This window comes from Bradyrhizobium sp. CCGB12 (assembly GCF_024199845.1).
Taxonomy (GTDB): domain Bacteria; phylum Pseudomonadota; class Alphaproteobacteria; order Rhizobiales; family Xanthobacteraceae; genus Bradyrhizobium.
Map to the genome: position 1 here is coordinate 2,143,861 of NZ_JANADO010000001.1, position 25,384 is coordinate 2,169,244.

Here is a 25,384-nt window from a genome sequence, read left to right on the forward strand (position 1 = left end):
CTCACCCAAACCGCTTTTGCTTATTTTGCTTACACAGGCGGAATACCATCGGGAGGGTTCTCGTCAAACCCGTGCATGCGCAGAGCCCATTGCAAGCCGACCACAGCTCCCTTCACAGGCTGCAATAGCGCGAGCGAGGCGACGAAGGTGAACGGCAGATAGGCCACGAAGCTGAGCCAGACCGGCGTCGTGTAGTTGGTCTCGATCCAGAGGATGGCGGGCACCACGATGTGGCCGACGATGACGATCACGAGATAGGCGGGCAGATCGTCGGCGCGGTGCGGGGTGAAGTCGAGGCCGCATTCGGCGCAATTGTCCGCTGTCTTCAGGAAGGCGCGGAACAGTTTTCCTTCGCCGCAGCGCGGGCACCGGCCGCGAAAGCCGCGCTTCATCGCAGCCCAGACGTCGCGCTTTTCGACGAGGCCGGTCTCGCGCGTCCAGATCTTTGGGGCCGTGCTCATCGTCACCATGCCTTGCCCTTCTGACCCCCGCCTTTTCCTTTGTTCTTTCCCTTGCCCTTCTTCGGCTTGCCGGGTTTCGGCTTCGGCGGCTTGCGTTTTCTGTCCGGACTGCGGCCGGGATGCGCCTTGAACGAGGGACGGCGTTGCGGACCCGGTTGCCTGCGGTCGCGTGGCGCGGTCTCGCTGGAGGACGACAGCAGCTCGAAGCGCAGCGCGCCCGCGATAGGCGCGGCTTCGATCAAGCGGACGTCCACGACGTCGCCCAGCTGATACATGGCGCCACTGCGCGAGCCGACCAGCGCGTGGCGGCCCTCGTCATAGTTGAAATATTCCGTGCCGAGGGATCGGATCGGGATCAATCCGTCGGCGCCAGTCTCGCTCAGCTTGACGAACAGCCCGGCGCGCGTGACGCCGGAGACTCGGCCCTGGAAAGTCGAGCCGATACGGTCGGCTAGGTGATGCGCGATCAGGCGGTCGACGGTCTCGCGCTCTGCCTTCATCGCGCGACGTTCGGTCACCGAGATGTGGGCTGCGACCTCGCCGAGGCTTTCCGGCGTCTCGCTGTCGGGCAGGGCGCCTTCGCCGAGGCCGAGTGCGCGGACCAGCGCGCGGTGCACGACGAGGTCGGCATAGCGGCGGATCGGCGAGGTGAAATGCGCGTAGCGGCGCAAATTCAGGCCGAAATGACCGTAGTTCTCCGAGGAATATTCGGCCTGCGCCTGGGCGCGGAGCACCACCTCGCTGACCAGCGGGAAGTGGTCGTGGCCTTCGAGCTGGGCCAGCACGCGGTTGAACAAAGCGGGGCGCAGCGCGCCCGATTTGGCGAAGGGGACGTCGAGCGTCTTCAGGAATTCCTGGAGCGCGTGGACCTTCTCCAGCGTCGGCTCGTCATGCACGCGGTAGATCAGCGGCAGCGATTTCTTCTCCAGCATCTCCGCTGCGGCGACGTTGGCGAGGATCATGAACTCCTCGATCAGCTTGTGCGCGTCAAGTCTGTCGGGGACGATGACGCGATCGACCGTGCCGTCGCTCTTCAAGAGGATCTTTCGCTCGGGCAGGTCGAGATTGAGCGGATCGCGCTCGTCGCGCGCGCGCTTGACGCAGGCATAGGCCGCATAGAGTGGCCTCAGGATCGGATCGAGCAGGGGGCCGGTGGTGTCGTCTGGCCGGCCGTCGATCGCGGCCTGCGCCTGCGCATAGCTCAGCTTCGCCGCTGAGCGCATCAGGATGCGATGAAAACTGTGCGAACGCTTGCGGCCGTCAGGTGCAATGATCATCCGCACCGCGAGCGCGCCGCGCGGCTCACCCGGCACCAGCGAGCACAGATTGTTGGAGATGCGCTCTGGCAGCATCGGCACGACGCGGTCGGGGAAATAGACCGAATTGCCGCGATCGAGCGCGTCGCGGTCAAGCGCGGTGCCTGGTCGGACGTAGAAGCTCACATCCGCAATGGCGACGTCGACAATGAAGCCGCCCTTGTTGTTCGGATCGGGGTCGGGCTGCGCGTGTACAGCGTCGTCGTGATCTTTCGCGTCCGGTGGATCGATGGTGACGAGCGGGACGTCGCGCCAGTCTTCGCGGCCCTTAAGATTGGCCGGCTCTGCCGCTTCGGCTTCGTGCTCTGCCGCGGGCCGGAATTGCAGGGGGATGTCGTGCGCGTAGATCGCGATCAGGCTGATCGCCTTCTCCGACTTGACCGAGCCGAGCTTCTCCTTGACCCGGCCGGAGGCCAGCCCAAAGCTGCGCGTGCGGACGATGTCGACGCTGACGAGGTCGCCGTCCTGGGCGCCCTGCGTGTCGGCCGCGGCGATGTTCAGCTCGCGGTCGGCAGCCTTCTTGTCGACAGGGACGAGCCGTCCGCCGCCTTCCGGCAGGCTGCGGAAGACGCCGAGGATGCGGCTTTTCGTCTTGTCGAAGACCTTGATGATATGGCCGCGATAGGCCGGACCTTCGTTCTCGTCCGAGCGCTCGACGCGCAGCAGCGCGCGATCGCCGATTCCGGCTGCGGTGCCGGGCTTTGGCCGGCGCGGCATGACGATGAGGATTCTTGGCGGCTCGCCGCTTTCGACCTCGTCCCATTCGGTGGGAGAGGCGATCAGTTCGCCGTCGGCGTCGCGGCCGGAGATGTCGGCGACCAGCGTCGTCGGCAGACTGTCGGGCTCGGAAACCTTGTGGCGCTTTCTCTTGATGATGCCGTCGTCGGCGAGCTCGCGCAGCATGCGCTTGAGCTCGACGCGATCGGCGTTCTTCAGGCCGAACTCGCGCGCAATTTCGCGGGTCCCGACCTTTCCATGATTTGCCTTGATGAAGGCGACGATGGCATTCCGATCGGGAAAGCCATGGTCATTCTTACGTTTCACTTAACCTCTAATTCTTGCCGGCACTCTTCTTGGCCGGAGCCTTGGTGGCGGCGGCCTTGGTCGGCGACGGCTTCGTGGCAGAAGTCTTGGCGGTCGACGATACGGCGGCGCGCGCCTTGCTGGTTGATTCAGTTTTCGATTTGGCCGCGGCTTTCTTCGCGGCCGGTTTCTTCGGTTTTGGCGCGGCGTCCTCGCCATCGGCGGCCTTCGCCGCAGCCTTCTTGGCCTTGGCCGGCTTTGCCGCCTTCTTCGCCTTGGTTTTGCCGCCGCCTTTCGCCGCGCGCTCGTCGATCAGCGCGACCGCCTGGGGCAGCGTGATGGCGTCCTTCTCGAACTCGGCCGGGATCGTCGCGTTGACGCCGCCGGCCGTGACGTAGGCGCCGTAGCGGCCGCTCTTCACAGTGACGGTACCGAGCGTCGGATGATCGCCGATTGCCTTGCCGGGATCGGCGCCAAAGCGGCGGCTCGGCCCCTTCGCGACCTTCTCGGCGATCAGCGTCACGGCGCGGTTGAGGCCGATGTCGAAGACTTCGTCGCCGGCCTCGAGGCTGGCATAGGTCTTCTCGTGCTTCACGAACGGCCCGAAGCGGCCGAGACCGGCCGTGATGGGCTGGCCAGTTTCCGGATGCTTGCCGATCTCACGCGGCAGCGAGAGGAGCTTCAGCGCAAGCTCGAGATCGACATCCCCAGGCGAGGTGCCCTTCGGAATGCCCGCGCGCTTCGGCTTCTCGCCTTCCTCATAGTCCTTGGGCTCGCCGAGCTGGATGTAGGGGCCGAAGCGGCCGGCCTTGACCCAGACATCGCGACCCGTATCGGGATCCTGGCCGAGCGAACGGTCGGCGGTCGCCTCGCCATCGGCGGCGAGCTGGCGGGTGTAGCGGCATTCCGGATAGTTCGAGCAGCCGACGAAGGCGCCGAACTTGCCGGCCTTCAGGTTGAGCCGGCCGTTGCCGCAGCTCGGGCACTGCCTGATATCGCCGCCATCCGCGCGCGGCGGATAGATGTGCTGGCCCAGCATGTCGTCGAGCACGTCCAGCACCTGCGCGACGCGCAACTCCTTGATGTCGTCGACGGCACCGATGAAGCCGGTCCAGAAATCCTTCAGCACCTGCTGCCAGGAAATCTCGTTGTTGGAGATGCGATCGAGCTGCTCTTCGAGGCTCGCCGTGAAGTCGTACTCGACGTAGCGGGCAAAAAAGCTTTCGAGGAAGGCGACCACGACGCGGCCCTTGTCCTCGCCGTGCAGGCGCTTCTTCTCCAGCTTGACGTAGCCGCGGTCCTTGAGGACCTGAAGGATCGAGGCATAGGTCGAGGGCCGGCCGATGCCGAGCTCTTCCATGCGCTTGACGAGCGACGCTTCCGAGAAACGCGGCGGCGGTTCGGTGAAATGCTGGGTGACGGCGAGCGACTGCCGCTTCAACGCGTCGCCCGAGCTCATCGCCGGCAGGCGGCGGGAATCCTCGTCCTCCTCGTCGTCGCGGCCTTCCTGATACAGCGCGAGGAAGCCATCGAACTTGACGACCTGTCCGGTGGCACGAAGCTCCAGCGTACGGCCGCCGGCCTTCGCGGTGATGTCGACGGTGGTGCGTTCCAGCTCGGCCGATTCCATCTGGCTTGCAATGGTGCGCTTCCAGATCAGCTCATAGAGCCGGGCCTGGTCGGCATCGAGCTTGCGGCTCATGTTGTCGGGGCGGCGCGACATATCGGTCGGGCGGATCGCTTCGTGCGCTTCCTGGGCGTTCTTGGCCTTGGCCTGGTACTGGCGCGGGGCATCCGGCACGTAGGCGTTGCCGTAATCCTCGCCGATCACCTTGCGCGCCTGGGTGATCGCTTCGGGGGCGATCTGCACGCCGTCGGTACGCATATAAGTAATGAGCCCGGTGGTCTCGCCGCCGATGTCGATGCCTTCATAGAGGCGCTGCGCAATGCGCATCGTATGCGCCGGCGCAAAACCATATTTGCGGCTGGCTTCCTGCTGCAAGGTCGAGGTGGTGAAGGGCGCCTGCGGATTGCGCCGGGCCGGCTTGGCGTCGACCGCGGTGACGGCGTAGGCGGCGGCTTCCAGCGCCTTCTTGAAGTCTTCCGCTTCTGCGCCGCTGCCGACATCGAGCCGCTGGATCTTCTTGCCGTCGGCGCCGACAAGGCGGGCCTCGAATGCATCGCCGCGCGGCGTCAACAGGGTCGCGATCAGCGACCAGTATTCGCGCGGCACGAACTTCTCGATCTCGAGCTCGCGGTCGCAGACGAGACGCAGCGCCACCGACTGCACGCGGCCGGCCGAGCGGGCGCCCGGCAGCTTGCGCCACAGCACGGGGGAGAGGGTGAAGCCGACCAGATAATCCAGTGCGCGGCGGGCCATGTAAGCATCGACCAGCGCGCCGTCGATCTGGCGCGGATGCTTCATCGCGTCCGTGACGGCCTGCTTGGTGATGGCGTTGAACACCACGCGCTCGATCTTCTGATCCTTCAGCGCGCGCTTCTCTTTCATCACCTCCAGCACGTGCCAGGAGATGGCCTCGCCCTCGCGATCAGGGTCGGTCGCCAGAATCAGGCGGTCGGCGCTCTTCAGGGATTTGGCGATATCGTTGAGCCGGCCGGCCGCCTTGGGGTCGACCTCCCAGATCATCTTGAAATTCGCGTCCGGATCGACGGAGCCGTTCTTGGCGGGAAGGTCGCGGACATGGCCGAATGAAGCCAGGACCTCGTAGGACGAGCCCAGATATTTGTTGATCGTCTTGGCTTTCGCCGGCGACTCCACAATGACGATATTCATGTAGTTCCAGTAACTTACGGGAAAATCTTTGGCCGAAAACGAAAGGACTCGGGTCGGCCGTTTCGATCCGAACATGGGTGGTGAGGCCGTTCCTGTCAAATCGAGGGATGTTGAAAGCCGCCAAGATGGGAAAAGTTTCATATCGAGAAAGTTGCAGAATACCACCTTGGAGTTGCGGCCGATGTCGGCGTAATGTTTCTGCGGGGCATGGATTCGGGGTTGGGTCTGGTGACGAAGCCAGGAAAGAAACGAGCGCGCGCCGCAACGGGCGCGCCGGGGGGCTCGCGCAGCGAGGAACCGGGGGAAGGGGGGGCGGATGAGGCGGTGGCCTTCATTGCCGAGCAGACGGCCGCCCTGCGCAAGCTCGCGGAGCGCCACAAGCTGGACGTGTTGCATTATCTCTTGGGCATGACGCAGCTCGAGGCCGACGAGCATCTGAGGCTGCGGACCAGGCGCAAGCTGTCGTGAGGGGCGCTGGGTCAATAAGCGCTCTGCATCAACGTCGTCATTGCGAGCGCAGCGAAGCAATCCAGAATCCCTCCGCGGAAAGACTCTGGATTGCTTCGCTGCGCTCGCAATTGTGCAAGTTCACTAATTCGCTGATCGAATCCGTTCCCAGCGTGGAGGATCCGATGCGCGACAACAGCTTCGACCGGACGATTGAGCGGAATTATCTTCAGAAGTGGCGGTTCCTGATCGCCGAGTATGAGGAGGTGAAGGCCGGGCGGTCGGCGACGTTCCGCCGGGTGGGAGACTTCTACAAGCACCACGGCACCTGCTCGCAGACCTTCCGGAAGTACTACAACCGCTACCTGCGGAGCGGCGCGGAGGCTGACCTGTTGCCGCAACGCCGCGGACCGAAGTGGCGCGAGCGCCGCGAGCCGCAAGGCATCGAGGCGGAGATCGTTGCTTGCCGAACGCGCGGCATGAACCGGTACGAGGTCCACGCTGCCTTGCGCGAACGGCGAGATACGGTACCGTCGCTCTCGACCATCTACCGGGTCTTCAAACGCAATCAGCTCAACCGCCGCACCCCGACGATGCGCGAGGAGAAACGTCGTATTATCAAGGACAAGATCGGCGAGCTCGGCCATGTCGACCTGCACCAGCTGTCCCGCGACATGTTCCTGGCGCCCCCCTCAAGCCCCGCCTTTATCGTCAGCCTGGTCGACAGTTGCTCGCGCCTGGCCTGGGCCGAGGTGCTGACTTCAAAAAAGGCCCTGCCGGTCATGTTTAAGACCTTGAAGATGATCAACACGCTCAACGTCACCTATGGGATCCAGTTTGCCGAGATCCTGTCCGACAACGGCGCGGAGTTCGCATCCCGCAACACGCCTGAAGAGCATCCCTTCGAGGCCATGCTGATCGAGCTCGGCATCAAGCATCGCTACACCAGACCCTACCGGCCGCAGACCAACGGCAAGGTCGAACGCTTCTGGCGAACCCTGGACGACGACGTCATCGAAGGCGCAACCTTCGATAACCTAGACCACTTCGCCAACGAGCTGTTCGAGTACGTGATCTACTACAATAACTTCAGGCCCCATCAGGCCCTCGGCGGCAAGACACCGAAGGAATTTGCCGAGGCCCAGACCTAAACCATTCGATCAGCGAATTAGTGAACTTGCACAGCAATGACGGTGTCGCGGCAGTTGGGCGCCATCACGCCGACTGTCGTCGTCGTGCCGGCCGCGGTTTCAGCATGGTATCCGCGGGGCTGAGCAGGCGGCCATCCTCGGCGCGCATTTCCAGCTTCTTCACCGGGCGGCCTTTCTCGCGATCCACCAGAATGGTCGCGATTTCTTCGGGACGATCGTCGAACTCCTCGCTCCACTGCCGCAGCGCCACCAGGATCGGGAAGGTGCCGCGGCCCTTCGGCGTCAGCACATATTCAGAATAGGCGCTGCCGTCGGAGGCGGGGGCGGTTGCCAAGATGCCGTGATCGACCAGCGCGCGCAGGCGGGCCGACAAGATATTCTTGGCCATGCCGAGCTTGCCCTGAAACTCGCCGAAGCGGCGCAGGCCGAACAATGCCTCGCGGATGATCAGCAGCGACCACCAGTCGCCGATCGCGTCCAGCGATCTTGCGATCGGGCAGGAATCGCCCTCGAAGCTCGTTCTTTTCACCATCGTTCCGGTCCTGTCGCGTTCGCCCGATTCTGGGGCCGATCACGCGCTTGTGTGGTTGCATCATAAAACCATATGCCCTAGATGGCAACATAGTTTCATCATGCAACTACTGGAGGCGAGCGTGAGACTGAAGAACAAGACGGCCCTGATCACCGGCGGCAACAGCGGCATCGGGCTTGCGACCGCAAAACTGTTCGTGGCCGAGGGCGCCAAGGTGGTGATCACCGGCCGCAACAGGGAAACGCTGGAAGCGGCCGCGAAAGAGCTCGGGCCGAACGCCCTCGCGCTCGCCGCCGACGCGACCGACATCGCCGCAACGGAGGCTGCGATCAAGAAAGGCGCGGAAAAGTTCGGCAAGTTCGACATCGTCTTTGCCAATGCCGGCATCGCCGGCGGCACGCCGCTGGGATCGGCGACGCTTGATGTCTTCGAGAAGGTGATCAGCACCAACCTCACCGGCGTATTCTTCACCGTTCAGGCCGCGCTGCCTCATCTCAACGACAATGCCTCGATCATCCTCAACGGCTCGGTGATCTCAGTGCTCGGCATTCCCGGTTACTCCGCTTACGGCGCCGCCAAGGCCGGCGTGCGCGCGATGGCGCGGATCATGGCCTCGGAGCTGTCGCCGCGCGGCATCCGCGTCAACGTGGTCGCGCCCGGCGCGATCCGCACGCCGATCTGGGGACCTGCGGTCGCAACGCCCGAGGCCGAGAAGGCGTTCGAGAAACGGATCGCTCTGTCGACACCGCTCGGCCGCATCGGTGAAACGGATCACGTGTCGAAGACCGTGTTGTTCCTCGCCTCCGATGATTCCGCGCATGTGCAGGGTCAGGAGATCTTCGTGGATGGCGGTGCGGTCGCCTCTCCAAGCGGCGCGCCGATCTACCGCGGCTGATCGCTCAAGCGAACCTGGGCGGGCGCAACATTCGCGTTGCGCCCGAGGGCTCGGCCGTGCCGAGCCCTACGCCGCGCGCAGGCTGGTTGCCGACTGGAGCGCGCCGGCAATCGCCTTTTCGCGGTGCTCCGGCCCGACCTGGATGCCGTCGGCCGGGATGAATTCGACGCTGGTGATACCCATGAAGCCGAACACCCAGCGCAGATAGGTTTCGAGGTGTTCGCCGGCCGCGTATGGCGTCTCGGCGCCGTAATAACCGCCGCGCGAGATGGCCACGATCACCCGCTTGCCGCCGGCAAGGCCTTGCGGTCCATTCGCCCCATAGCTGAACGTCTTGCCCGCAACGAGGATGCGGTCGATCCAGGCCTTGAGCTGGCTCGGAATGGTGAAATTGTACATGGGCGCGCCGATCACGACGATGTCGGCGGCCAGGAACTCGTCCAGCGCAGCCGCGCTCGCGGCGAGGTCGGGTGCGAGTTCCGCTGGCGCCGGCGCGCCTTGCGCAGCGGCCAGATGCGAGCCGGAGAGATGGGCGAGCGGGGTCTGGGTCAGGTCGCGATAGGTGATGTCGAGCGCGGGGGTTGCCTGCCGGAACCGGTCGACGATAGCCGCCGAGACCTGCCGGCTGACGGAGTGGGGGCCGAGGACGCTGGAGTCGAGATGAAGAAGTTTCATTTGGGGTCACCCTGGTATAAGTTTGTAACCAGAGCTACATGAGTGACTGTTGAAATCCCCGCAAGAACGCACTTTTTTGAGCCATGGGCACATCTTTGAAACCTGCGAACACCGATTTGCCTGCGCCGCCGAGGCCAAATCCGGGGTCGGATGCGAGACCCGATCCGATGCCGGATCCGAACCATGCGGACTGTCGCGGGGTCGCCTCCGTGCTGTCCCGCGTCGGCGACAAATGGAGCGTGTTCGTCATCATGATGCTGAGCGACGGACCGAAGCGCTTCAACGAGCTGAAGCGCATGATCAACGGCATCTCGCAGCGGATGCTGACCCTGACGCTGCGCGGGCTGGAGCGCGACGGCCTCGTCACGCGCACGATCTTTCCCACTATTCCCCCGCGGGTCGATTATGAGCTGACTGATCTCGGCCGCGGTCTCCAGCAGCCAGTCAAAGCGCTCGGAGAGTGGGCGATCAGACACCAGACGCAGATCGCGACGGCGCGGTCGCGGTTCGACGAGCGCAACGAGACCTAGAGCAAAGACACCAAGCCGCCGCCGTGACGCTCGAGCTTTCCGGCGAGTTCGAGCTCCAGCAGCACGGTGCGCACGATCGCGGGCGAGGCGCCGGACATCCGCACGAGATCGTCTATTGAAATCGGCGCCGGGCCGAGCAGGCCGGTGATCTGGTCGCGGTCGTGGCGTTGCGGATCGCTCTCGAACGGCTCGCTGTCGGGCTCTTCAGCCGGATGCATCAGCGGCCGCTCCATGATCGGCTGGACCGCATTGACGATGTCGGCAGCCTCCGTAACAAGCGTCGCGCCCTGCTTGATCAGATCGTTGGCCCCGGCGGCGCGCGGATCGAGCGGCGAGCCCGGCACCGCGAACACCTCGCGGCCCTGTTCGGCCGCCATGCGCGCGGTGATCAGCGAGCCCGAGCGGTGCGCCGCCTCGACCACGACCACGCCGAGCGAGGCGCCGGAGATCAGCCGGTTGCGGCGGGGGAAGTCGCGGGCGCGCGGCTCATGGCCGAGCGGCATCTCGGAGATCGCAGCGCCTTCGTGATCGAGGATCGATGTGAGCAGATCGCCATGCTCGGGCGGATAGATGCAATCATGTCCGCCGGCGAGCACGGCAATCGTGCCGCTTTCGACGCTGGCGCGATGCGCGGCCTGGTCGACGCCGCGGGCGAGGCCGGAGATGACGACAAAGCCGGCTTCGCCGAGCTCGCGCGCGAGCTGACCGGCAAACTTCAGTCCGGCGCCGGAGGCATTGCGCGAGCCGACGATCGCGATCATCGGCCGCATCAAGGTTTTCGTGTCGCCGCGCACGGCGAGCAGCGGCGGCGCGTCATCGATCATTGCGAGCCGCGCCGGATAGCCGTCCTCGCCGGGCGCAAGCCAGGCAATGCCAAATCTGCGGCTCGCGGCGAGTTCGGCCTTCGCCTCATCGGCGCTGCAGATGCGCCCCGACCGCGCTGCGCCGCCGCGGCGTGCCAGATCCGGCAGCCGCTCCAGCGCGGCACGCGCGCTGCCGAAATGATCGACCAGCGAGCGGAAGGTGCGCGGCCCTACATTGTCGGAGCGGATCAGGCGCAGGCGGTCGATCCTGTCAGACTCGGTCAGCTCCACGCTGGGGTTGATGGCGTCCACGGCGTCTCCTTGCGGGAGCAGCATGGAACAACCTGAGGGCGTTGCGCAACAGCGACGTGTGCTTGCGCGACCACACCCCGATGCTAAAAGCGACCTCAATAAATAAGAAGGGTGTTGCCATGATCTCACTTGCTGACCTCCAGCGCCGCATCGAAGCGGGCGAGTTGTCGCCCGATGCCGCCATCGCGCAGTCGCACGCGGCGATCGAGGCGAAGGAGAAGGACGTCCATGCCTTCGTCCGCCACGACAAGTCGGCGAGAGCGCAAGGCTCCGGCCCGCTGCGCGGTATCGCCGTCGGCATCAAGGACATCATCGACACCGCCAACATGCCGACCGAGATGGGCTCCGAGATCTACCGCGGCTGGCAGCCGCGCTCGGACGCACCGGTCGTGATGATGCTGAAGCGGGCAGGGGCCACCATCATCGGCAAGACTACGACCACGGCGTTCGCCTCGCGCGATCCGACCCCGACGCTCAATCCGCACAACCTTGGTCATTCGCCGGGCGGCTCGTCGTCGGGGTCGGCGGCAGCCGTCGGCGCCGGCATGATCCCGTTGGCGCTGGGCACGCAGACCGGCGGCTCGGTGATCCGGCCTGCGGCCTATTGCGGGACGGCCGCGATCAAACCGTCATTCCGGATGCTGCCGACGGTCGGCGTCAAATGCTACTCATGGGCGCTCGACACGGTCGGCCTGTTCGGCGCGCGGGCGGAAGATCTCGCGCGCGGGCTTCTCGCGATGACCGGCCGCAGCGAATTCTCCGGCATCGTCGCAGCGAAAGCGCCGCGCATCGGCGTGGTCAGGCAGGAATTCGCAGGCACCGTCGAGCCGGCGGCGGAAGAGGGACTGCAAGCCGCGATCAAGGCCGCTGAAAAGGCCGGCGCCAGCGTGCAGATCATCGATCTGCCGGCGGCGGTGCAGGAGGCCTGGCGCATCCATCCGATCGTCCAGGATTTCGAGGCGCATCGCGCGCTGGCCTGGGAGTTTTCGGAACGCCACGACGAGATCGCGCCGATGCTGCGCGCCAGTCTCGACGCGACGGCGGGGCTGACGCCCAGGGAATATGACGAGGCGCGCCGGATCAGCCGTCGCGGCCGCCGCGAGCTCGGCGAATTGTTCGAAGGCATCGACGTGCTCCTGACCTATTCCGCGCCGGGTACGGCGCCGGCCAAGGAGCTCGCGACCACCGGCGATCCCCGCTACAACCGGCTGTGGACGCTGATGGGCAATCCTTGCGTCAACGTTCCGGTGCTGAAGGCCAATGGCCTGCCGATCGGCGTGCAGGTGATCGCGCGCTTCGGCAATGATCCGCTCGCACTTTCGGCGGCGTGGTTCCTCGAGGAGGCGTTGGCGAAATCAGGCTAGCGCGGGTTCGGCGCGAGACACCTGTTGGGCGCGCGCGGGCGCGTTGCCGTTCGCGCCTTGCCCGAGCCAGCGCTCGGCGGCCTCGCGGCCACTCCGGTGCAGCGTGCGAATGAAGCCGCGGCCGAGATCGGTGGATGAGCGCTGTGCCAGCCCATCGACGAAGTCTTCGGCCGCGATCCTGGAGAGCCGCAGCGACGGCGCGGCATGAGCCTGTGCCCATTCGATGGCCGCGATCTCGGCATTGAGGGCGGCATTGGCCGCGATCTGGTCGAGCCGGCGGTCGATCGCGGCGAGCGTGATCGGCACGTAGCTGTCGCGGGCCGGCGTGAGCTGGACGAGCAGGACATCGGCGGTCGTCGTTTCCTGCGCCAGTCGCAGCAGCGGCGGATTGCCGCCAAAGCCGCCGTCCCAATAGGCTTCGCCGTCGATCTCGACGGCGCAGTGCACCAGCGGCGGACAGGTCGAGGCCAGCGCGACATCGGCGGTGATGGCGTCGTTGCGGAAGATCTGTTGCTGGCCGTCGCGGATCCGCGTCGCCGCGATCAGCAGCTTCGGACACCTCGCGTTGCGCAAGGAGGCAAAATCGATGTCGCGCGACAGCGCCTGCCGTAGCGGGTCAAGATCGAACGGATCGAACTGGCCGGAGCGCAGCGTCGGGCCGAATGCGACCGAGCTTCCCGCCGGCGAAAAGCCGCCGATCAGCATCAGCGAGCGGAACGAGGCCTCGTGCATCAGCCGGAGCCAGAACCGGTTCAGCCGCGACCGGGCACCTTCGCGGCCGCCCTCGGCAAGACCGCAAGCGAGCAGCAGCGCATTGATCGCGCCCGCGCTGGCGCCGCTGACGGTGTCGATCGCGATGTCAGGCTCTTCCAGCAGCCGCTCCAGCACGCCCCAGCTGAAGGCGGCAAAGGTGCCGCCGCCTTGGAGCGCCAGCGACAATCTTCGTGGCGGCCATTGGCTGGCGTGCACCTGCTGGGGCGTAACGGGCGCGGCCGTGGTCACGACCTCGACCGTCACAGGTGCTTGCGCGACCGGATCGGGCTGCGGCGCTGGCGGCATAACAGGAAGAGGCGCTGGCGTGGGAGGGGGCGAGGGCGCATCGGACCAGATCTCGGTCGTCGCGAGCAGCCGGCTTGCCGCCGTGCGCACTGCGCCCAGCGAACCAACCCCATCATGCACGCCGACAATCTTCTCGCTCATTCTGAGCAACCGCGTAACGCCATCTCCGCTGTCAGGATGACAGGTCCGGAATCCGCTCGCCAACACAACCGTGATTCGGCCGTCAGTTGCGAACAGGATTTGGGATATAATGTGGAGGGACCGCTTCGGTATCCGTAGATGCCCGGCCTCAAGCCTTCTCGCCGATCCGGCTTTCGCGGCCCGCTTGCAAGCGCTTGATGTTCTCTCGGTGCGCGTAGAACAGCAGAAGCGTCAGCACTGCTGCCAGTGCGGACAATGCGAGGTGCCCGAACCACCACAGGAACATCGGCGTGATGAACGCCGCCACCAGCGCGGAAAGCGAGGAATAGCGGGTGGTGAAGGCGGTCGCCAGCCAGATCAGGCAGAACACGACCGCGCCTGGCCAGAACAGGCCGAGCAGGATGCCGATATAGACGGCGACGCCCTTGCCCCCCTTGAATTTCAGCCAAACCGGGAAGAGATGGCCGAGGAAGGCGCCGAGGCCGGCCAGCATGGCGGCATTGGGTCCTGCGATGTAGCCGGCGATCACCACGGCCACGGTGCCCTTGAGCGCGTCGAGCAGCAGGGTGCCCGCGGCAAGGCTCTTGCGTCCCGTGCGCAGCACATTGGTGGCGCCGATGCTGCCGGAGCCGATTGAGCGGATATCCTGCGTGCCGGCGAGCTTGGTCAGGACCAGCCCGAACGGAATCGAGCCGAGGAGGTAGCCGATGACGAAGGCCACCGGCAGGAATGCTTCAAGCCCCATGGCGGCATCTCCGCAGGCTGGATCTCCATGTCGACCGACCTTGCTCGTCAGACATGCTCATAGACCGTCCGACCGCCGACAATGGTGCGCACCACGCGGCCTGTAAAGCGCGCCTCGTCAAACGGGGTGTTCTTGCAGGGCGATTTGAGATCGGCGGGATCGACCACCCAGGGCGTGTCGGGGTCGATCACGATGACGTCGGCCGGGCTCCCGGCGCGCAGGGTTCCGCCGGGCAGCCCAAGCAACTCGGCCGGGCGGGTCGACATCGCGCTGATCAGCGTCTTCAGTTCCATTTCGCCATTATGCACCAGCCGGAGGCCCGCCGGCAGCATGGTCTCGAGTCCCACCGCGCCGGGTGCTGCTTCCGCGAACGGTAGGCGCTTGACCTCGACGTCCTGCGGATTGTGGTCGGACATGATGACGTCGAGAAGGCCGGAGGCGAGCGCCGCCACCAGCGCGCGGCGGTCGTCCTCGGTCCGCAGCGGCGGCGACAGCTTCAGGAACGAACGGTAGGGGCCGATGTCGTTCTCGTTCAGCGCCAGATGGTTGATCGAGACCGAGGCGCTGACGGCGAGGCCGGCGTCGCGGGCACGCTGAAGGATGTCGAGGGAATCGATGCAGGTCAGCGAGGCCGCGTGATAGCGGCCGCCGGTGAGCGCGACCAGGCGCAGATCGCGCTCCAGCATGACGGCCTCGGCGGCATTCGGGATGCCCATCAGGCCGAGCCGGGTCGCGAACTCGCCCTCGTTCATCACGCCTTCGCCGACCAGATTGGGGTCCTCGGTGTGATGCACGATCAGCGCGTCGAAGTCCCGGCCGTAGGTCAGCGCGCGGCGCATCACCTGGGCGTTGGTTACGCTCCTGTCGCCATCGCTGAAGGCGACCGCGCCGGCGGCTTTCAACAGGCCGAACTCGGTCATCTCCTCGCCGAGCATGCCCTTGGTCAGGGCCGCCATCGGCTGGATGTTGACGATCGCGGTGTCGCGGGCGCGGCGCATCACGAAGTCGACCGTCGCCGAGTTATCGATAACCGGAGAAGTATCGGGCTGGCAGATGATGGTGGTGATGCCGCCGGTGGCGGCGGCCTGGCTCGCCGACGCAAAGGTCTCGCGATGGCTCAGGCCGGGCTCGCCGACGAAGGCGCGCATGTCGATCAGGCCCGGCGCCACGATCTTGCCGGAGCAGTTGACGATGTCGGTGCCCTCGGGGACGCCGGCCGCGCCGATGCCGCGGCGGGTCTCGCGGATGGCGCCGTCGGCGATCAGGACGTCGCCGAGGCCGTCGAAATCCCTGGAGGGATCGACGACGCGGGCATTGGCGAGCAGGATGGGGCGGCGGTCGGTCAGCATCGGCATCACGCGTTCGGCAGGTTACGGGCGAGCGCTTCGAGCACGGCCATGCGTACCGCGACGCCCATCTCCACCTGTTCGCGGATCAGGGACTGTGCGCCGTCGGCCACGATCGAGTCGATCTCCACGCCGCGATTCATGGGGCCGGGATGCATCACGAGGGCATCCGGCTTGGCGTAGGCGAGCTTCTTCTGGTCGAGCCCGAAATAATGGAAGTATTCCGATGACGAGGGCACGAAGGAGCCGTTCATGCGCTCGCGCTGGAGCCGCAGCATCATCACGATGTCGGCGCCCTCCAGGCCCTCGCGCATGTCGCGCGCGACCTCGACACCCATCCGCTCGATGCCGGGCGGCAAGAGCGTGGAGGGCCCGACGACGCGGACGCGGGCGCCCATGGTGTTGAGCAGGATGATGTTCGAGCGGGCCACGCGCGAATGTAGCACGTCGCCGCAGATCGCGACCACGAGGCCTTCGATCCGGCCCTTGTTGCGGCGGATGGTGAGCGCGTCCAGCAGCGCCTGCGTCGGATGCTCATGCGCGCCGTCGCCGGCATTGATCACGGAACCGTCAACCTTGCGCGCCAGCAGTTCCACCGCGCCGGAGGCGTGATGGCGCACGACAAGGATATCCGGGTGCATCGCGTTCAGCGTCACCGCGGTGTCGATCAGGGTCTCGCCCTTGCGGATCGAGGAGGAGGACACCGACATGTTCATGACGTCGGCGCCGAGCCGTTTTCCCGCGAGCTCGAACGAGGACTGGGTCCGGGTGGATGCCTCGAAGAAGAGGTTCACTTGCGTCCGTCCACGCAGGACGGTTCGCTTCTTGTCAACCTGGCGGTTGAGCTCGACATATTCTTCGGACAGGTCGAGGAGGCCGCTGATGTCGGCCGCGGAAAGGCCCTCGATGCCCAGCAAATGCCGGTGGCCGAGGACGAAGGTCGATTTCGATGTCATTAAAAGCAGAGCTATAGGGGCGGATGGCGGGGGGAGCAAGGGGCAAACGGTTGGGCGGGAGTTATCCCCTGATCTGTCTCCTTGTCGTCATTCCGGGGCGATGCGAAGCATCGAACCCGGAATCTCGAGATTCCGGGTTCGGCTCTCCGAGCCGCCCCGGAATGACAGGGGAAAGCGAATGCACATAGCGAAGCCAATTTTGATTGCACTTTTAGCAATCGCCTCAGTCTCCGCAGCCCACGCCCAGTCGCTCCCCGGCGGATTCGTGTACCTGCGCGACATCGACCCCGGCATCATCCAGGACATCCGCTACGCCACCTCGAACAATTTCGTCGGCCGTCCGCTCGCCGGCTACGGCGCCGGCGAATGCGTGGTGAAGCGCGAGGTGGGGCTGCGGCTGAAGGCGGTCCAGGCGGAGCTCGCGGCTCGAAATCTCTCGCTCAAGATGTTCGACTGCTACCGGCCCGCGCGGGCCTCGCTCGACATGGTGAAGTGGTCGCAGAACGGCCATGAGACCGCGGCCGAGCGGCGCTACAATCCAAAGATCCCGAAGACCGAGTTGTTTCGGCTTGGCTACATCGCGAGCCGTTCGCAGCATTCGACCGGGGCGGCGCTCGATCTCACTCTGGTCGATCTCAAGGCTGACAATTCCGCCAAATATGATCCATCAAAACCTTATGCCGATTGCACGGCGCCGTTCCAGGCGCGGGCGCCCGAAGGCAGCGTCGACATGGGCACCGGCTACGACTGTACCGACGTGAAAGGGCATACCGCTGCACCATCGATCAATCCGGAGCAGCGCGGCTGGCGCAAGCGGTTGGTGGCTGCGATGGCCAGGCAAGGCTTTGTGAACTATTCGAAGGAGTGGTGGCACTTTTCTTTGCCGGGGGCGGGAGGGGCGGCCTATGATTTCCCGATCCAGCCGCGGCGGAACTAAGGTCCGGTCCGAGGAAGCATCATGACCCAGCCGAGCTTTGCGACCCATGAGGTCTTCAACCAGTCGCCGCCGTTCGAGGATATCGACCTCTTCGCCGTGGATCGGCCGCTGATCGAGGCGGTCAGGGCCAATGGCGGCGCTGCGGCGGAGCGTGAGCTGTCGGAGTTCGGCAAGCACTGGGGCTCGGCGGCAATGGCCGATCGCGGGCGCGCCGCGAACGAGAACACGCCCAAACTGCGCGGCTTCGATGCCAAGGGCAATCGCCGCGACCAGGTCGAGTTTCATCCCGCCTATCATGAGCTGATGGCGCACAGTGCGCATGCCGGCGTGCACAATTCGACGTGGACCGCGGATGGAAGACCTGCAGGCGATGCCGCCGAGGTCATTCGCGCGGCAAGATTCTACATGGCTTCGCAGGTCGAGACCGGTCATCTCTGTCCGATCACGATGACGCGCGCCTCGGTGGCCGCGCTAGCGATGCAGCCGGAACTGCTCGGCAAGGTGATGCCGGTGCTGTCGGCGAAGAGTTATGATCCCGGCTTCGCGCCCTGGTGGGAAAAGCGCGGCATGACGCTTGGCATGGGGATGACCGAGAAGCAGGGCGGCACCGACGTCCGCGCCAACATGACCCGTGCGGTGCGCGACGGAAGCGCCTATCGCATCACCGGCCACAAATGGTTCATGTCGGCGCCGATGTGCGATGCGTTCCTGGTGCTGGCGCAGGCGGAGAACGGCCTGACCTGCTTCTTCATGCCGCGCTTTGCACCGGATGGCTCGGTGAACGCGATCCAGTTCCAGCGGCTGAAAGACAAGCTCGGCAACCGTTCCAATGCGTCGTCCGAAGTGGAGTTCGTCGGCGCCTATGCCGAAGCGGTGGGCGAGGAGGGCAAGGGTATTCGCACCATCATCCAGATGGTGCAGCTGACGCGGCAGGATTGTGCGATCGCCTCCGTCGGCCTGATGCGCTCGGGGCTCGCACATGCGCTGCATCACGCCCGTCACCGCAGCGTGTTCCAGAAGCATCTCGCCGTCCAGCCCTTGATGCAGGCGGTGCTGTCGGACATGGCGCTGCATGTCGAGGCGAGCACAGCCCTGGTGATGCGGCTCTGCCGCGCCTTCGATCGCACGCCGCAGGATACGGCAGAGGCCGCCTATATGCGGCTGCTGACGCCCGCGATCAAATACTGGACCTGCAAGAGTGCGCCGCCGTTCCTCTTCGAGGCGATGGAGTGCCTCGGCGGCAACGGCTATGTCGAGGACGGCATTCTGGCGCGCCACTATCGCGAGTCGCCGGTCAACGCGATCTGGGAGGGCTCGGGCAACGTCATGTGCCTCGACGTGCTCCGCGCGCTCTCGCGCGAGCCGGAAGCGGCAATGGCGGTGCTGCAATCGCTGGCGGCCGAGACCAAGGGACTGCCGGGAGCAGGCGAGGCGGCCAGCTTCATCGGCAAGACCTTTCGCCGGGCCGACGGCGAGCGCGTCGCGCGGCTTGCGGTCGAGAAGCTGGCGCTGCTTGCGGCGGCTGCGGCGCTGAACGGAGTGTCTCCGCACAATGCCGAACTGTTCGCGAGCACGCGTCTCGCTGCCAATCACGCCGGCATGTACGGCGCGGTGGAGCTGGACAGTGGCGACGTGCGCGCGCTGCTGGAGAGGGCACTGCCGTGAGTGGGCAGGCTGTATTCAGACTGTCATGGCCGGGCTTGACCCGGCCATCCACGTCTTGTTGTGCGGCACGAGGAGCGTGGATGCCCGGGACAAGCCCGGGCATGACGACCTCTCGATAGTTTCCGCTACCCAATGAAAGCCTTCTGATGGATTCCCTCAATCCCGACCATCCGCCGCTGACCGTGACGCCTGCGACGCCGCGCGTCTGGATGTTCTGGGGCACGGCGCTGTGGGGCCTCCTCATCTTCGCCGCGATGTTCGTCGGGCAGATCGGCGCGATCGTTCTGCTGGTGGCGCAGCGTGGTCTGCCGATGAACCTCGCCTCGCTGCAACTCGTCGGCCAGGAGCCCCAGGCGCTCGCGCTGTCGGTCGCCATGGGTCTGCCGGCGACGTTGGCCGCGGTCTGGCTCGCCATTCGCATCAAGAAGGCGTCCTTCGTCGATTATCTCGCACTGCATTGGCCGTCCTGGAAGCAGCTGCTGTTCGGCGTCATCGGCCTCATCCTGATCGTGGTGGCCTGGGAGACGATGTCGCGCGCACTCGGCCGCGAGGCGACGCCGGGCTTCATGACCGATCTCTTGAAATCGGGCCGCGACAAGGGTGCAGCCCTGCTGTTGCTGTTCGCCTTCAGCGTGGCGGCGCCGATGTCGGAGGAAGTCCTGGCGCGGGGCTTCCTCTATCGCGGCTGGTCGGAAAGCTTCCTGCGTGTGCCCGGCGCGATCCTGCTGTCGTCGCTGGTGTGGACGATCGTGCATTTGCAGTACGATCTGTACTTCCTCGCCGAGGTCTTCTGCATCGGATTGTGGTTCGGTTACATGCGCTACCGCGCCAATTCGCTCTGGCTCACGATCGTGCTGCACGCGCTGAACAATTTGACGGCGGTGGTGCTGACGATGTGGCTGGGAATCTGATCAGGCCGCCAGCGCGATCGCGACCGGCATCGTCACGGCGGCGAAGATCGTCTGCAGCGTGATGATCTGCGCCAGCAGCGGCGCATCGCCGCCCATCTGGCGGGCCATGACATAGGCGCTGGACGACGTCGGCACCGCCGAGCAGATCGCCACGATCGCCAGGCTGTTGCCGGACAACCCGAACCAGACGCCGAGTCCCATTGCGAGCGCGGGCATCAGCACGAGCTTGAAGACGACGCCGATGGCCGCGCCCAGGCTCGGGCGCAAAAGGCCATTGAGATGCAGGCCGGCACCGGTGACGAGCAGCCCGATCGCCAGCGAGGAGCGGCTCAGCGCGTCGGCCACGTCATGCCAGATCTTCGGCAGCGGCAGGTGCAGCAGGTTGACGGCGAGCCCTATCACGCAGGCCCAGATCAGCGGATTGCGGATCACCGTCATCACGATCGTACGTACGGACTGCTTTTCGGGCGCGGCGTAATGGGCGAGCACCACGACGCTCAACACATTGACCAGGGGAATGATCGCGACCATCGCCACGGAGGCGAGCGCCAGTCCGACATTGCCGAACATGTTGGCGGCGACCGACAGCCCGACGAAGGTCTGCCAGCGCGTTGCGCCCTGGAAGATCGAGGTGAAGGCGGGGCCGTCGATGCCGAGCCGCGCCAAGGCGGGGCGCAGCGCGAGGCACAACAGCGACATCGCGAGCGCCGACAGCAGCAGGGCGCCGCCGACACCGGCGACCGGCACCTCGGAGAGGTCGGCCTTCACCAGAGTCTGGATCAGCAACATCGGAAACAGCACGAAATAGGTCAGCCGCTCCAGCCCGTGCCACTGCGTGTCGAGCCGCATCAGGCTGCGCTTCAGCACGATGCCGAGCACGATGAGGATGAAGACCGGCAGCAGCGCTGCGATCACGACGGGCATGGATCAGTCGATCCCCGGGCTGGCGCGAAGATTGGCGAGCCGGTCGAGCGCGCCTTGCAGGATGAAGATCGCGGCGTGCTCGTCGATCACCTCGGCGCGCTTGGCGCGGCTGACGTCCATGCCGATCAGCTCGCGCTCGACCGCCGCGGTCGAGAGGCGCTCGTCCCAGAGGCCAATGGGGAGCGCAGTCAGCCCGGCAAGATTGCGGGCGAACGCGCGGGTGGATTGCGCGCGCGGGCCCTCGCTGCCGTCCATGTTGATGGGCAAGCCCAGCACGAAACCGGCTGCCTTGCGCTCGGCCGCGATCGCGAGAAGGCGAGCGGCATCCTGCTTGAAGGCCTTGCGCTGGATCGTCTCGACGCCGGTGGCCAACCGCCGGTCGGGATCGGAGACGGCAACGCCGATGGTTTTTGTACCGAGGTCGAGCCCGATCAGGGCGCCGCGCGCGGGCCAGTGGGTTGCAGCATCGACGAGAGACAGGATAAGAGCCGGCATGGCCTAAGCGCATATCATGCGTCGAGCTGCGGAGTGAACCCTGGACATGGATGCACTGACACTATTCGGCCTGTTTGCCGTGACGGCGATGCTGGTCTGCTATGCGCTGGAAGACCGCAGCCATTGGTTCGTGCTGCTCTTCGCCGTTTCGTGCGCGCTCGGCTCGGCCTATGGCTTCCTGCAGGGCGCCTGGCCATTCGGCCTCGTCGAGGCGATCTGGGCTCTGGTGGCGCTGCGGCGGTGGCACCGCAAAGCGTAGCGACGGACGCTCGTCTTCGGACTTGTCTCTCAGAGGCGCTTTCAAAATCGTGATCGCCGCGCCTGCGAGAACATCGATCATTTGTTGCGTAGCTCACACAAGCAAAGCGCGTCCCATGACATGATGTCGCGCGCGGGGCGATCGGCATCGATTGACGCCTAGGTTGTAGCGCGATAGGTTTATCGTGCTAAAGTAGTGGGGGCATCGACCCCGATTTTTGAACAATCATTGGTAGTGACGGTGGTTCGACCGCACTGCAGCCTTGGCGCGATTTTCAGCGTCCACGCGTCGATATTCATCCGAATTTTCGAGAGGTCATCATGTTCATCAAGCCAAGCCTGATCGCGGGCTCAGAACGGCGATTCAAGCAAGCCGAGTTTTCACCGGAAGCCTTGAACCGAAAACTGGGCGACGGCCCGATCGAGATGTCGGTCGAGAAGAAGCGCCTGCGGCAACGCCAGCTCCTTGCCGAAACACGCGACGTGCAGGCCGCCGAGATCGGCCTCGAGCGGATCATTCAGGGCAACGATCTCGACAGCATCAACTATCTCGCCAAGGGTACGGCCGCCGCGCGGCCGATCTGTCGCATCCAGCTCCGGGACCTCAGGTCAAATCTGCTCGGCTATGGCTCGGGCTTTCTGATCGGGCCCGGCCTGCTGCTGACGAACCATCACGTTTTCGGCAAGCCGGCCGACGCAGCCAATTCGATCGCCGATTTCAATTACGAGCTGGACATTTCGGGACAAGAGTGCGTGCCGGTCAGATTTGGATTCGAGCCGCGCAAGTTCTTCTACACCAATGATAGGCTGGATTTCTCGATCGTCGCGGTGGCACCGACCTCGCTGTCAGGCGACGAACACCTCGAGGATTGGGGATGGTTGCCGCTGAGCGGCGCGCCCGGCAAGGCCGACCCGGGCGAGTACCTCACCATCGTCCAGCATCCCAGCGGGCAGATGAAGCAGGTCTGCGTCCGCGAGAACAAGCTGCTCAAATATGTCGGCGACTTCCTCTGGTACAACACCGATACCACGGCCGGGTCGTCAGGCTCGCCGGCGTTCAACCGCTTCTGGCAGGTGGGTCGCGCTGCACCACAGCGGTGTGCCGAGGAAAGACGCGCGGGGCCGCACGCTGACCAAGGACGGCAAGGTGTGGGATGCCTCGATGGACGAAACCTCGATCGACTGGATCGCCAACGAAGGCATCCGGATCAGTGCGATCGTCGCCGACCTCAAGATTTCCGTCGGCTCGCATCCCATGATCAAGCCGGTGCTCGACGAGGAAGAGCCGCCGACCCGGCACGAGGTCGACAGAATGCCGCAGCCAGCCGCGGCGGCTCCCTTCGGGGCCAACCTCTGGGTCGAGCAATCCGTCGACGGAACCTCGCTGGTTGTCCCGGTCCGCGTGCCATTGCCAATGTTCAGGCAGGACATTCCGATGGTGCCGCTCGTTCCTGGCCTCGGAGGCAATGGCGGAGCGCCGAACGGCGGTGTGCAGAATGGCGGCAAGCCCTTGATCGTTCCACCGGTGGGCCTGTTGCCCCACATCAGTGCGAAGAACGGCCTGCCAATGGAGGCCGTGCATATCGATCAAAGCACGCTGAAATCGCGGCCAGGCTACAAGGCAAATTTCCTCGGCAGCGGCAAATTCTCAGTTCCCTTGCCGAAAATACCTGCCGCCCTCAAATCCCGGGTTGCGACGTTGAAGGGAAGCTCCAAGCAGTCCGAGCTGAAATATTTCAACTATAGCGTCGTCATGAATAAGGAGCGCGGGCTCGCCTTCTTCAGCTGCGTGAATATCGACGGCGGGCAGCAGCAGGACGTCGGCAAGCGCGAAGGCGATTCCTGGTTGCGCGATCCGCGCATCGACGACGACGCCCAGATCGGCAACGAGTTCTACGGCAAGCAGGCCACGTTCGAGGCCGACCGCAGCAAGAATCCGTTCGACCGCGGTCATCTTGTCCGCCGCCTCGATGCGACCTGGGGCGACACCGTCGCCGCGGCCAAGCAGCACGGCGACGATTCCTTCCATTTCACCAATTGCTCGCCTCAGTTCTTCTCGTTCAACCAGGGCAAGCAGCTCTGGGCAGGACTGGAGGATTATACGCGCGACGTCCTGCTCGAAGGCGAGGAGAAGGGCATCGTGATGAACGGTCCGGTCTTCGACGGGCCGGATGCCGACGGCTCCGAATTGCCCAATCCGGCCGGCAGGTCGCACAAGGATCCGAGCTTCGGCGGCGTTCAAATACCGAAATACTTCTGGAAGATCCTGGTTCGACGCGACGACGACGGTCTCAAGGCGGCAGCATTCCTGATGAGCCAGCGGAAGCTCGTCATGGAGATCGACCGGATTCAGGAGGCGGATCTGCTCGAGCGCATGTCCGAAGAGGACGTCAGCGTCTTCCAGGTCTCGATCGCGCACCTGACGAAATTGACCAAGCTCGACTTCGGCAATCTCGCCGACGCGGATTCGCACGAGGCGACCTCGGTCGGGCCGCGTCGGATCGAGTCCTACGAGGACATTCGACTCAAATAGCAGTTCGGTTCGTGGAGCTGCGAAGCCGACGCAGAGGTCGGGTGGGGGCAGCGGTGCGCTCCACAGAGACACTGCACGACCTCACCCGGATTCCTTGGGCCGGTCTCGTCGGCGTCAGCGGATCGCGATCGGGTTGATCATCGCCTGCACGCCGCCGGTCCAGCGCGGCTGGCCGAGCAGGAGGAAACGTCGCGTCAGGCCGCGATCACGTCCTCGTCCTGCTTCAGACATGCGGTAAAACCGCAGAGTGCGCTGGTTTGATGGCCGGCCCGGCGCTGGATGAAGAGTGTCTCGACGCGCGCGTGCGAGGCACTCAACGTGTGGATCGACACGTTGCCGTTCATCGCGCTGCATTCGACCACCGCGCGCGGCAGCAGCGTCACGCCCATATCTGCGGCGACGCAGCCGATCATGCCGTCGAGCGTGCCGAGTTCGAAGCGCGCCGCCGAAGGCCAGCCGAATTCGACGAATACCTGTTCGAGCCGCTGGCGGTAGGTGCAGCCGGTTCGAAAGACCAGCGCGGTCGGGCCGGACTCCGGCGTGCCGGCGCGCAGCTCGGCCAGCGAGGCCCAGCGCCGCGCGCTGACCAGCACCAGCTCCTCGCGGAAGGCGCTCGTCGCGACGAGATCGGCATGCGTGATGGGACCCGCGACGAAGGCGCCGTCGAGCGTGCCGTCGAGCACGGCGGCGACGAGGTCGGCGGTCGGCGCGGTGCGCAAGGAAAGTCGCACTGCGGGAAAGCGGCGATGGAAATCCGCCAGCAGCGGCGGCAGGCGTACGGCCGCCGTTGTCTCCATCGATCCGATCGCGAGCGGTCCTTTCGGCTCGCCATCGTCACGTGCGGCGAGCAAGGCTTCGCGCGACAGCGCCGCCATCTTTTGCGCGTAGGGGAGGAGGCGCTTGCCCGCCCCGGTCAGCGTCATGCCGCGCGCGTGGCGCTCGAACAGCGCCGTGCCGATCTCCGCCTCCAGTGCCTTCACGCGCTGGGTGACGTTCGACTGCACCGTGTTGAGCTCTTCGGCGGCGCGCGTGATGCCGCCGGCGCGGGCGACGGCGGCGAAGGTCTGGAGATCGCTGAGTTCCATGGCCCGTTTCTCTTTTTGAGATGGCA

At 65.3% G+C, this 25,384-nt stretch carries 24 protein-coding genes; 11 read left to right on the forward strand and 13 right to left on the reverse strand.

Features of this window, described 5'->3' with window-relative positions:
- Nucleotides 1-29: 29 nt before the first annotated feature.
- The 3 genes from NLM27_RS10335 to topA are packed head-to-tail and all read right to left on the reverse strand — an operon-like array spanning nt 30 to nt 5,594.
- Entirely contained in the window at nt 30-470 is a 441-nt protein-coding gene (locus NLM27_RS10335; protein WP_254143214.1) for a DUF983 domain-containing protein, read from the reverse strand.
- Nucleotides 464-2,821 (reverse strand): ribonuclease R, encoded by a 2,358-nt coding sequence (rnr, locus tag NLM27_RS10340; RefSeq protein ID WP_254143215.1) that lies wholly within the window; start codon nt 2,819-2,821, stop codon nt 464-466. Before rnr ends, NLM27_RS10335 begins: the two co-directional genes overlap by 7 nt.
- A gap of 7 nt (nt 2,822-2,828) precedes the next feature.
- Nucleotides 2,829-5,594, reverse strand: coding sequence for a type I DNA topoisomerase (gene topA, locus NLM27_RS10345; RefSeq protein ID WP_254143216.1), 2,766 nt, complete (start codon nt 5,592-5,594; stop codon nt 2,829-2,831).
- Nucleotides 5,595-5,918: 324 nt separating this feature from the next.
- On the opposite strand from topA, the gene NLM27_RS10350 reads away from it, so the two are divergent.
- Nucleotides 5,919-6,062 (forward strand): hypothetical protein, encoded by a 144-nt coding sequence (locus NLM27_RS10350; protein WP_254143217.1) that lies wholly within the window; start codon nt 5,919-5,921, stop codon nt 6,060-6,062.
- A 164-nt stretch (nt 6,063-6,226) separates the two neighbouring features.
- Nucleotides 6,227-7,192: an integrase core domain-containing protein gene (locus NLM27_RS10355; protein WP_254142329.1), complete on the forward strand. Its 966-nt coding sequence runs from the start codon at nt 6,227-6,229 to the stop codon at nt 7,190-7,192.
- Nucleotides 7,193-7,256: 64 nt separating this feature from the next.
- On the opposite strand, the gene NLM27_RS10360 is transcribed toward NLM27_RS10355, so the two are convergent.
- Complete coding sequence (locus tag NLM27_RS10360) at nt 7,257-7,724, reverse strand: helix-turn-helix domain-containing protein (RefSeq protein WP_254143218.1); 468 nt, start codon at nt 7,722-7,724, stop codon at nt 7,257-7,259.
- Nucleotides 7,725-7,845: 121 nt separating this feature from the next.
- Here NLM27_RS10360 and NLM27_RS10365 point away from each other — a divergent pair, with 121 nt between their 5' ends.
- Entirely contained in the window at nt 7,846-8,619 is a 774-nt protein-coding gene (locus tag NLM27_RS10365) for an SDR family oxidoreductase (RefSeq protein WP_254143219.1), read from the forward strand.
- Between the two features lie 66 nt (nt 8,620-8,685).
- Here NLM27_RS10365 and NLM27_RS10370 read toward each other — a convergent pair whose 3' ends face one another.
- The gene (locus NLM27_RS10370) at nt 8,686-9,294 is read right to left on the reverse strand and encodes an FMN-dependent NADH-azoreductase (RefSeq protein ID WP_254143220.1); all 609 of its coding nucleotides are present in this window, start codon (nt 9,292-9,294) and stop codon (nt 8,686-8,688) included.
- Nucleotides 9,295-9,377: 83 nt separating this feature from the next.
- On the opposite strand from NLM27_RS10370, the gene NLM27_RS10375 reads away from it, so the two are divergent.
- Entirely contained in the window at nt 9,378-9,824 is a 447-nt protein-coding gene (locus NLM27_RS10375) for a helix-turn-helix domain-containing protein (RefSeq protein WP_254143221.1), read from the forward strand.
- On the opposite strand, the gene dprA is transcribed toward NLM27_RS10375, so the two are convergent.
- Entirely contained in the window at nt 9,821-10,963 is a 1,143-nt protein-coding gene (gene dprA, locus NLM27_RS10380) for a DNA-processing protein DprA (RefSeq protein ID WP_254143222.1), read from the reverse strand. The two genes, NLM27_RS10375 and dprA, sit on opposite strands and share 4 nt — an antisense overlap.
- A 95-nt stretch (nt 10,964-11,058) precedes the next feature.
- Here dprA and NLM27_RS10385 point away from each other — a divergent pair, with 95 nt between their 5' ends.
- A complete protein-coding gene (locus tag NLM27_RS10385; protein ID WP_254143223.1) occupies nt 11,059-12,303 on the forward strand; it encodes an amidase in 1,245 nt (414 codons plus the stop codon).
- On the opposite strand, the gene NLM27_RS10390 is transcribed toward NLM27_RS10385, so the two are convergent.
- From NLM27_RS10390 to NLM27_RS10405, 4 genes are all read right to left on the reverse strand, one after another.
- Nucleotides 12,295-13,503, reverse strand: coding sequence for a patatin-like phospholipase family protein (locus NLM27_RS10390; protein WP_254143224.1), 1,209 nt, complete (start codon nt 13,501-13,503; stop codon nt 12,295-12,297). The two genes, NLM27_RS10385 and NLM27_RS10390, sit on opposite strands and share 9 nt — an antisense overlap.
- A gap of 148 nt (nt 13,504-13,651) precedes the next feature.
- Complete coding sequence (gene plsY, locus NLM27_RS10395) at nt 13,652-14,248, reverse strand: glycerol-3-phosphate 1-O-acyltransferase PlsY (RefSeq protein ID WP_254143225.1); 597 nt, start codon at nt 14,246-14,248, stop codon at nt 13,652-13,654.
- Between the two features lie 47 nt (nt 14,249-14,295).
- Nucleotides 14,296-15,597 (reverse strand): dihydroorotase, encoded by a 1,302-nt coding sequence (locus NLM27_RS10400; RefSeq protein ID WP_254148789.1) that lies wholly within the window; start codon nt 15,595-15,597, stop codon nt 14,296-14,298.
- A gap of 5 nt (nt 15,598-15,602) precedes the next feature.
- Entirely contained in the window at nt 15,603-16,550 is a 948-nt protein-coding gene (locus NLM27_RS10405; protein ID WP_008548449.1) for an aspartate carbamoyltransferase catalytic subunit, read from the reverse strand.
- Nucleotides 16,551-16,728: 178 nt separating this feature from the next.
- Between NLM27_RS10405 and NLM27_RS10410 the strand changes: the two genes are divergently transcribed.
- The 3 genes from NLM27_RS10410 (at nt 16,729) to NLM27_RS10420 (ending at nt 20,063) form a co-directional block, all read left to right on the forward strand.
- The gene (locus tag NLM27_RS10410) at nt 16,729-17,487 is read left to right on the forward strand and encodes a M15 family metallopeptidase (protein WP_254143226.1); all 759 of its coding nucleotides are present in this window, start codon (nt 16,729-16,731) and stop codon (nt 17,485-17,487) included.
- 21 nt (nt 17,488-17,508) lie between these two features.
- On the forward strand, nt 17,509-19,152 hold the full coding sequence (locus tag NLM27_RS10415; RefSeq protein WP_254143227.1) for an acyl-CoA dehydrogenase family protein: 1,644 nt from the start codon (nt 17,509-17,511) through the stop codon (nt 19,150-19,152).
- 146 nt (nt 19,153-19,298) lie between these two features.
- On the forward strand, nt 19,299-20,063 hold the full coding sequence (locus NLM27_RS10420; RefSeq protein ID WP_254143228.1) for a CPBP family intramembrane glutamic endopeptidase: 765 nt from the start codon (nt 19,299-19,301) through the stop codon (nt 20,061-20,063).
- Here NLM27_RS10420 and NLM27_RS10425 read toward each other — a convergent pair whose 3' ends face one another.
- Nucleotides 20,064-20,987, reverse strand: a complete 924-nt coding sequence (locus tag NLM27_RS10425; protein WP_254143229.1) for an AEC family transporter — start codon at nt 20,985-20,987, stop codon at nt 20,064-20,066.
- A 3-nt stretch (nt 20,988-20,990) separates the two neighbouring features.
- Nucleotides 20,991-21,482: a Holliday junction resolvase RuvX gene (ruvX, locus tag NLM27_RS10430; protein ID WP_254143230.1), complete on the reverse strand. Its 492-nt coding sequence runs from the start codon at nt 21,480-21,482 to the stop codon at nt 20,991-20,993.
- A gap of 46 nt (nt 21,483-21,528) precedes the next feature.
- On the opposite strand from ruvX, the gene NLM27_RS10435 reads away from it, so the two are divergent.
- From NLM27_RS10435 to NLM27_RS10445, 3 genes are all read left to right on the forward strand, one after another.
- Nucleotides 21,529-21,741: a hypothetical protein gene (locus tag NLM27_RS10435; protein WP_254143231.1), complete on the forward strand. Its 213-nt coding sequence runs from the start codon at nt 21,529-21,531 to the stop codon at nt 21,739-21,741.
- Nucleotides 21,742-22,061: 320 nt separating this feature from the next.
- The gene (locus tag NLM27_RS10440) at nt 22,062-23,486 is read left to right on the forward strand and encodes a serine protease (RefSeq protein WP_254143232.1); all 1,425 of its coding nucleotides are present in this window, start codon (nt 22,062-22,064) and stop codon (nt 23,484-23,486) included.
- Nucleotides 23,440-24,273 (forward strand): DNA/RNA non-specific endonuclease, encoded by an 834-nt coding sequence (locus tag NLM27_RS10445; RefSeq protein ID WP_254143233.1) that lies wholly within the window; start codon nt 23,440-23,442, stop codon nt 24,271-24,273. Before NLM27_RS10440 ends, NLM27_RS10445 begins: the two co-directional genes overlap by 47 nt.
- A 194-nt stretch (nt 24,274-24,467) precedes the next feature.
- Here the strand turns inward: NLM27_RS10445 and NLM27_RS10450 are convergent, their stop codons facing one another.
- A complete protein-coding gene (locus NLM27_RS10450) occupies nt 24,468-25,358 on the reverse strand; it encodes a LysR family transcriptional regulator (protein WP_254143234.1) in 891 nt (296 codons plus the stop codon).
- Between the last annotated feature and the right edge of the window lie 26 nt (nt 25,359-25,384).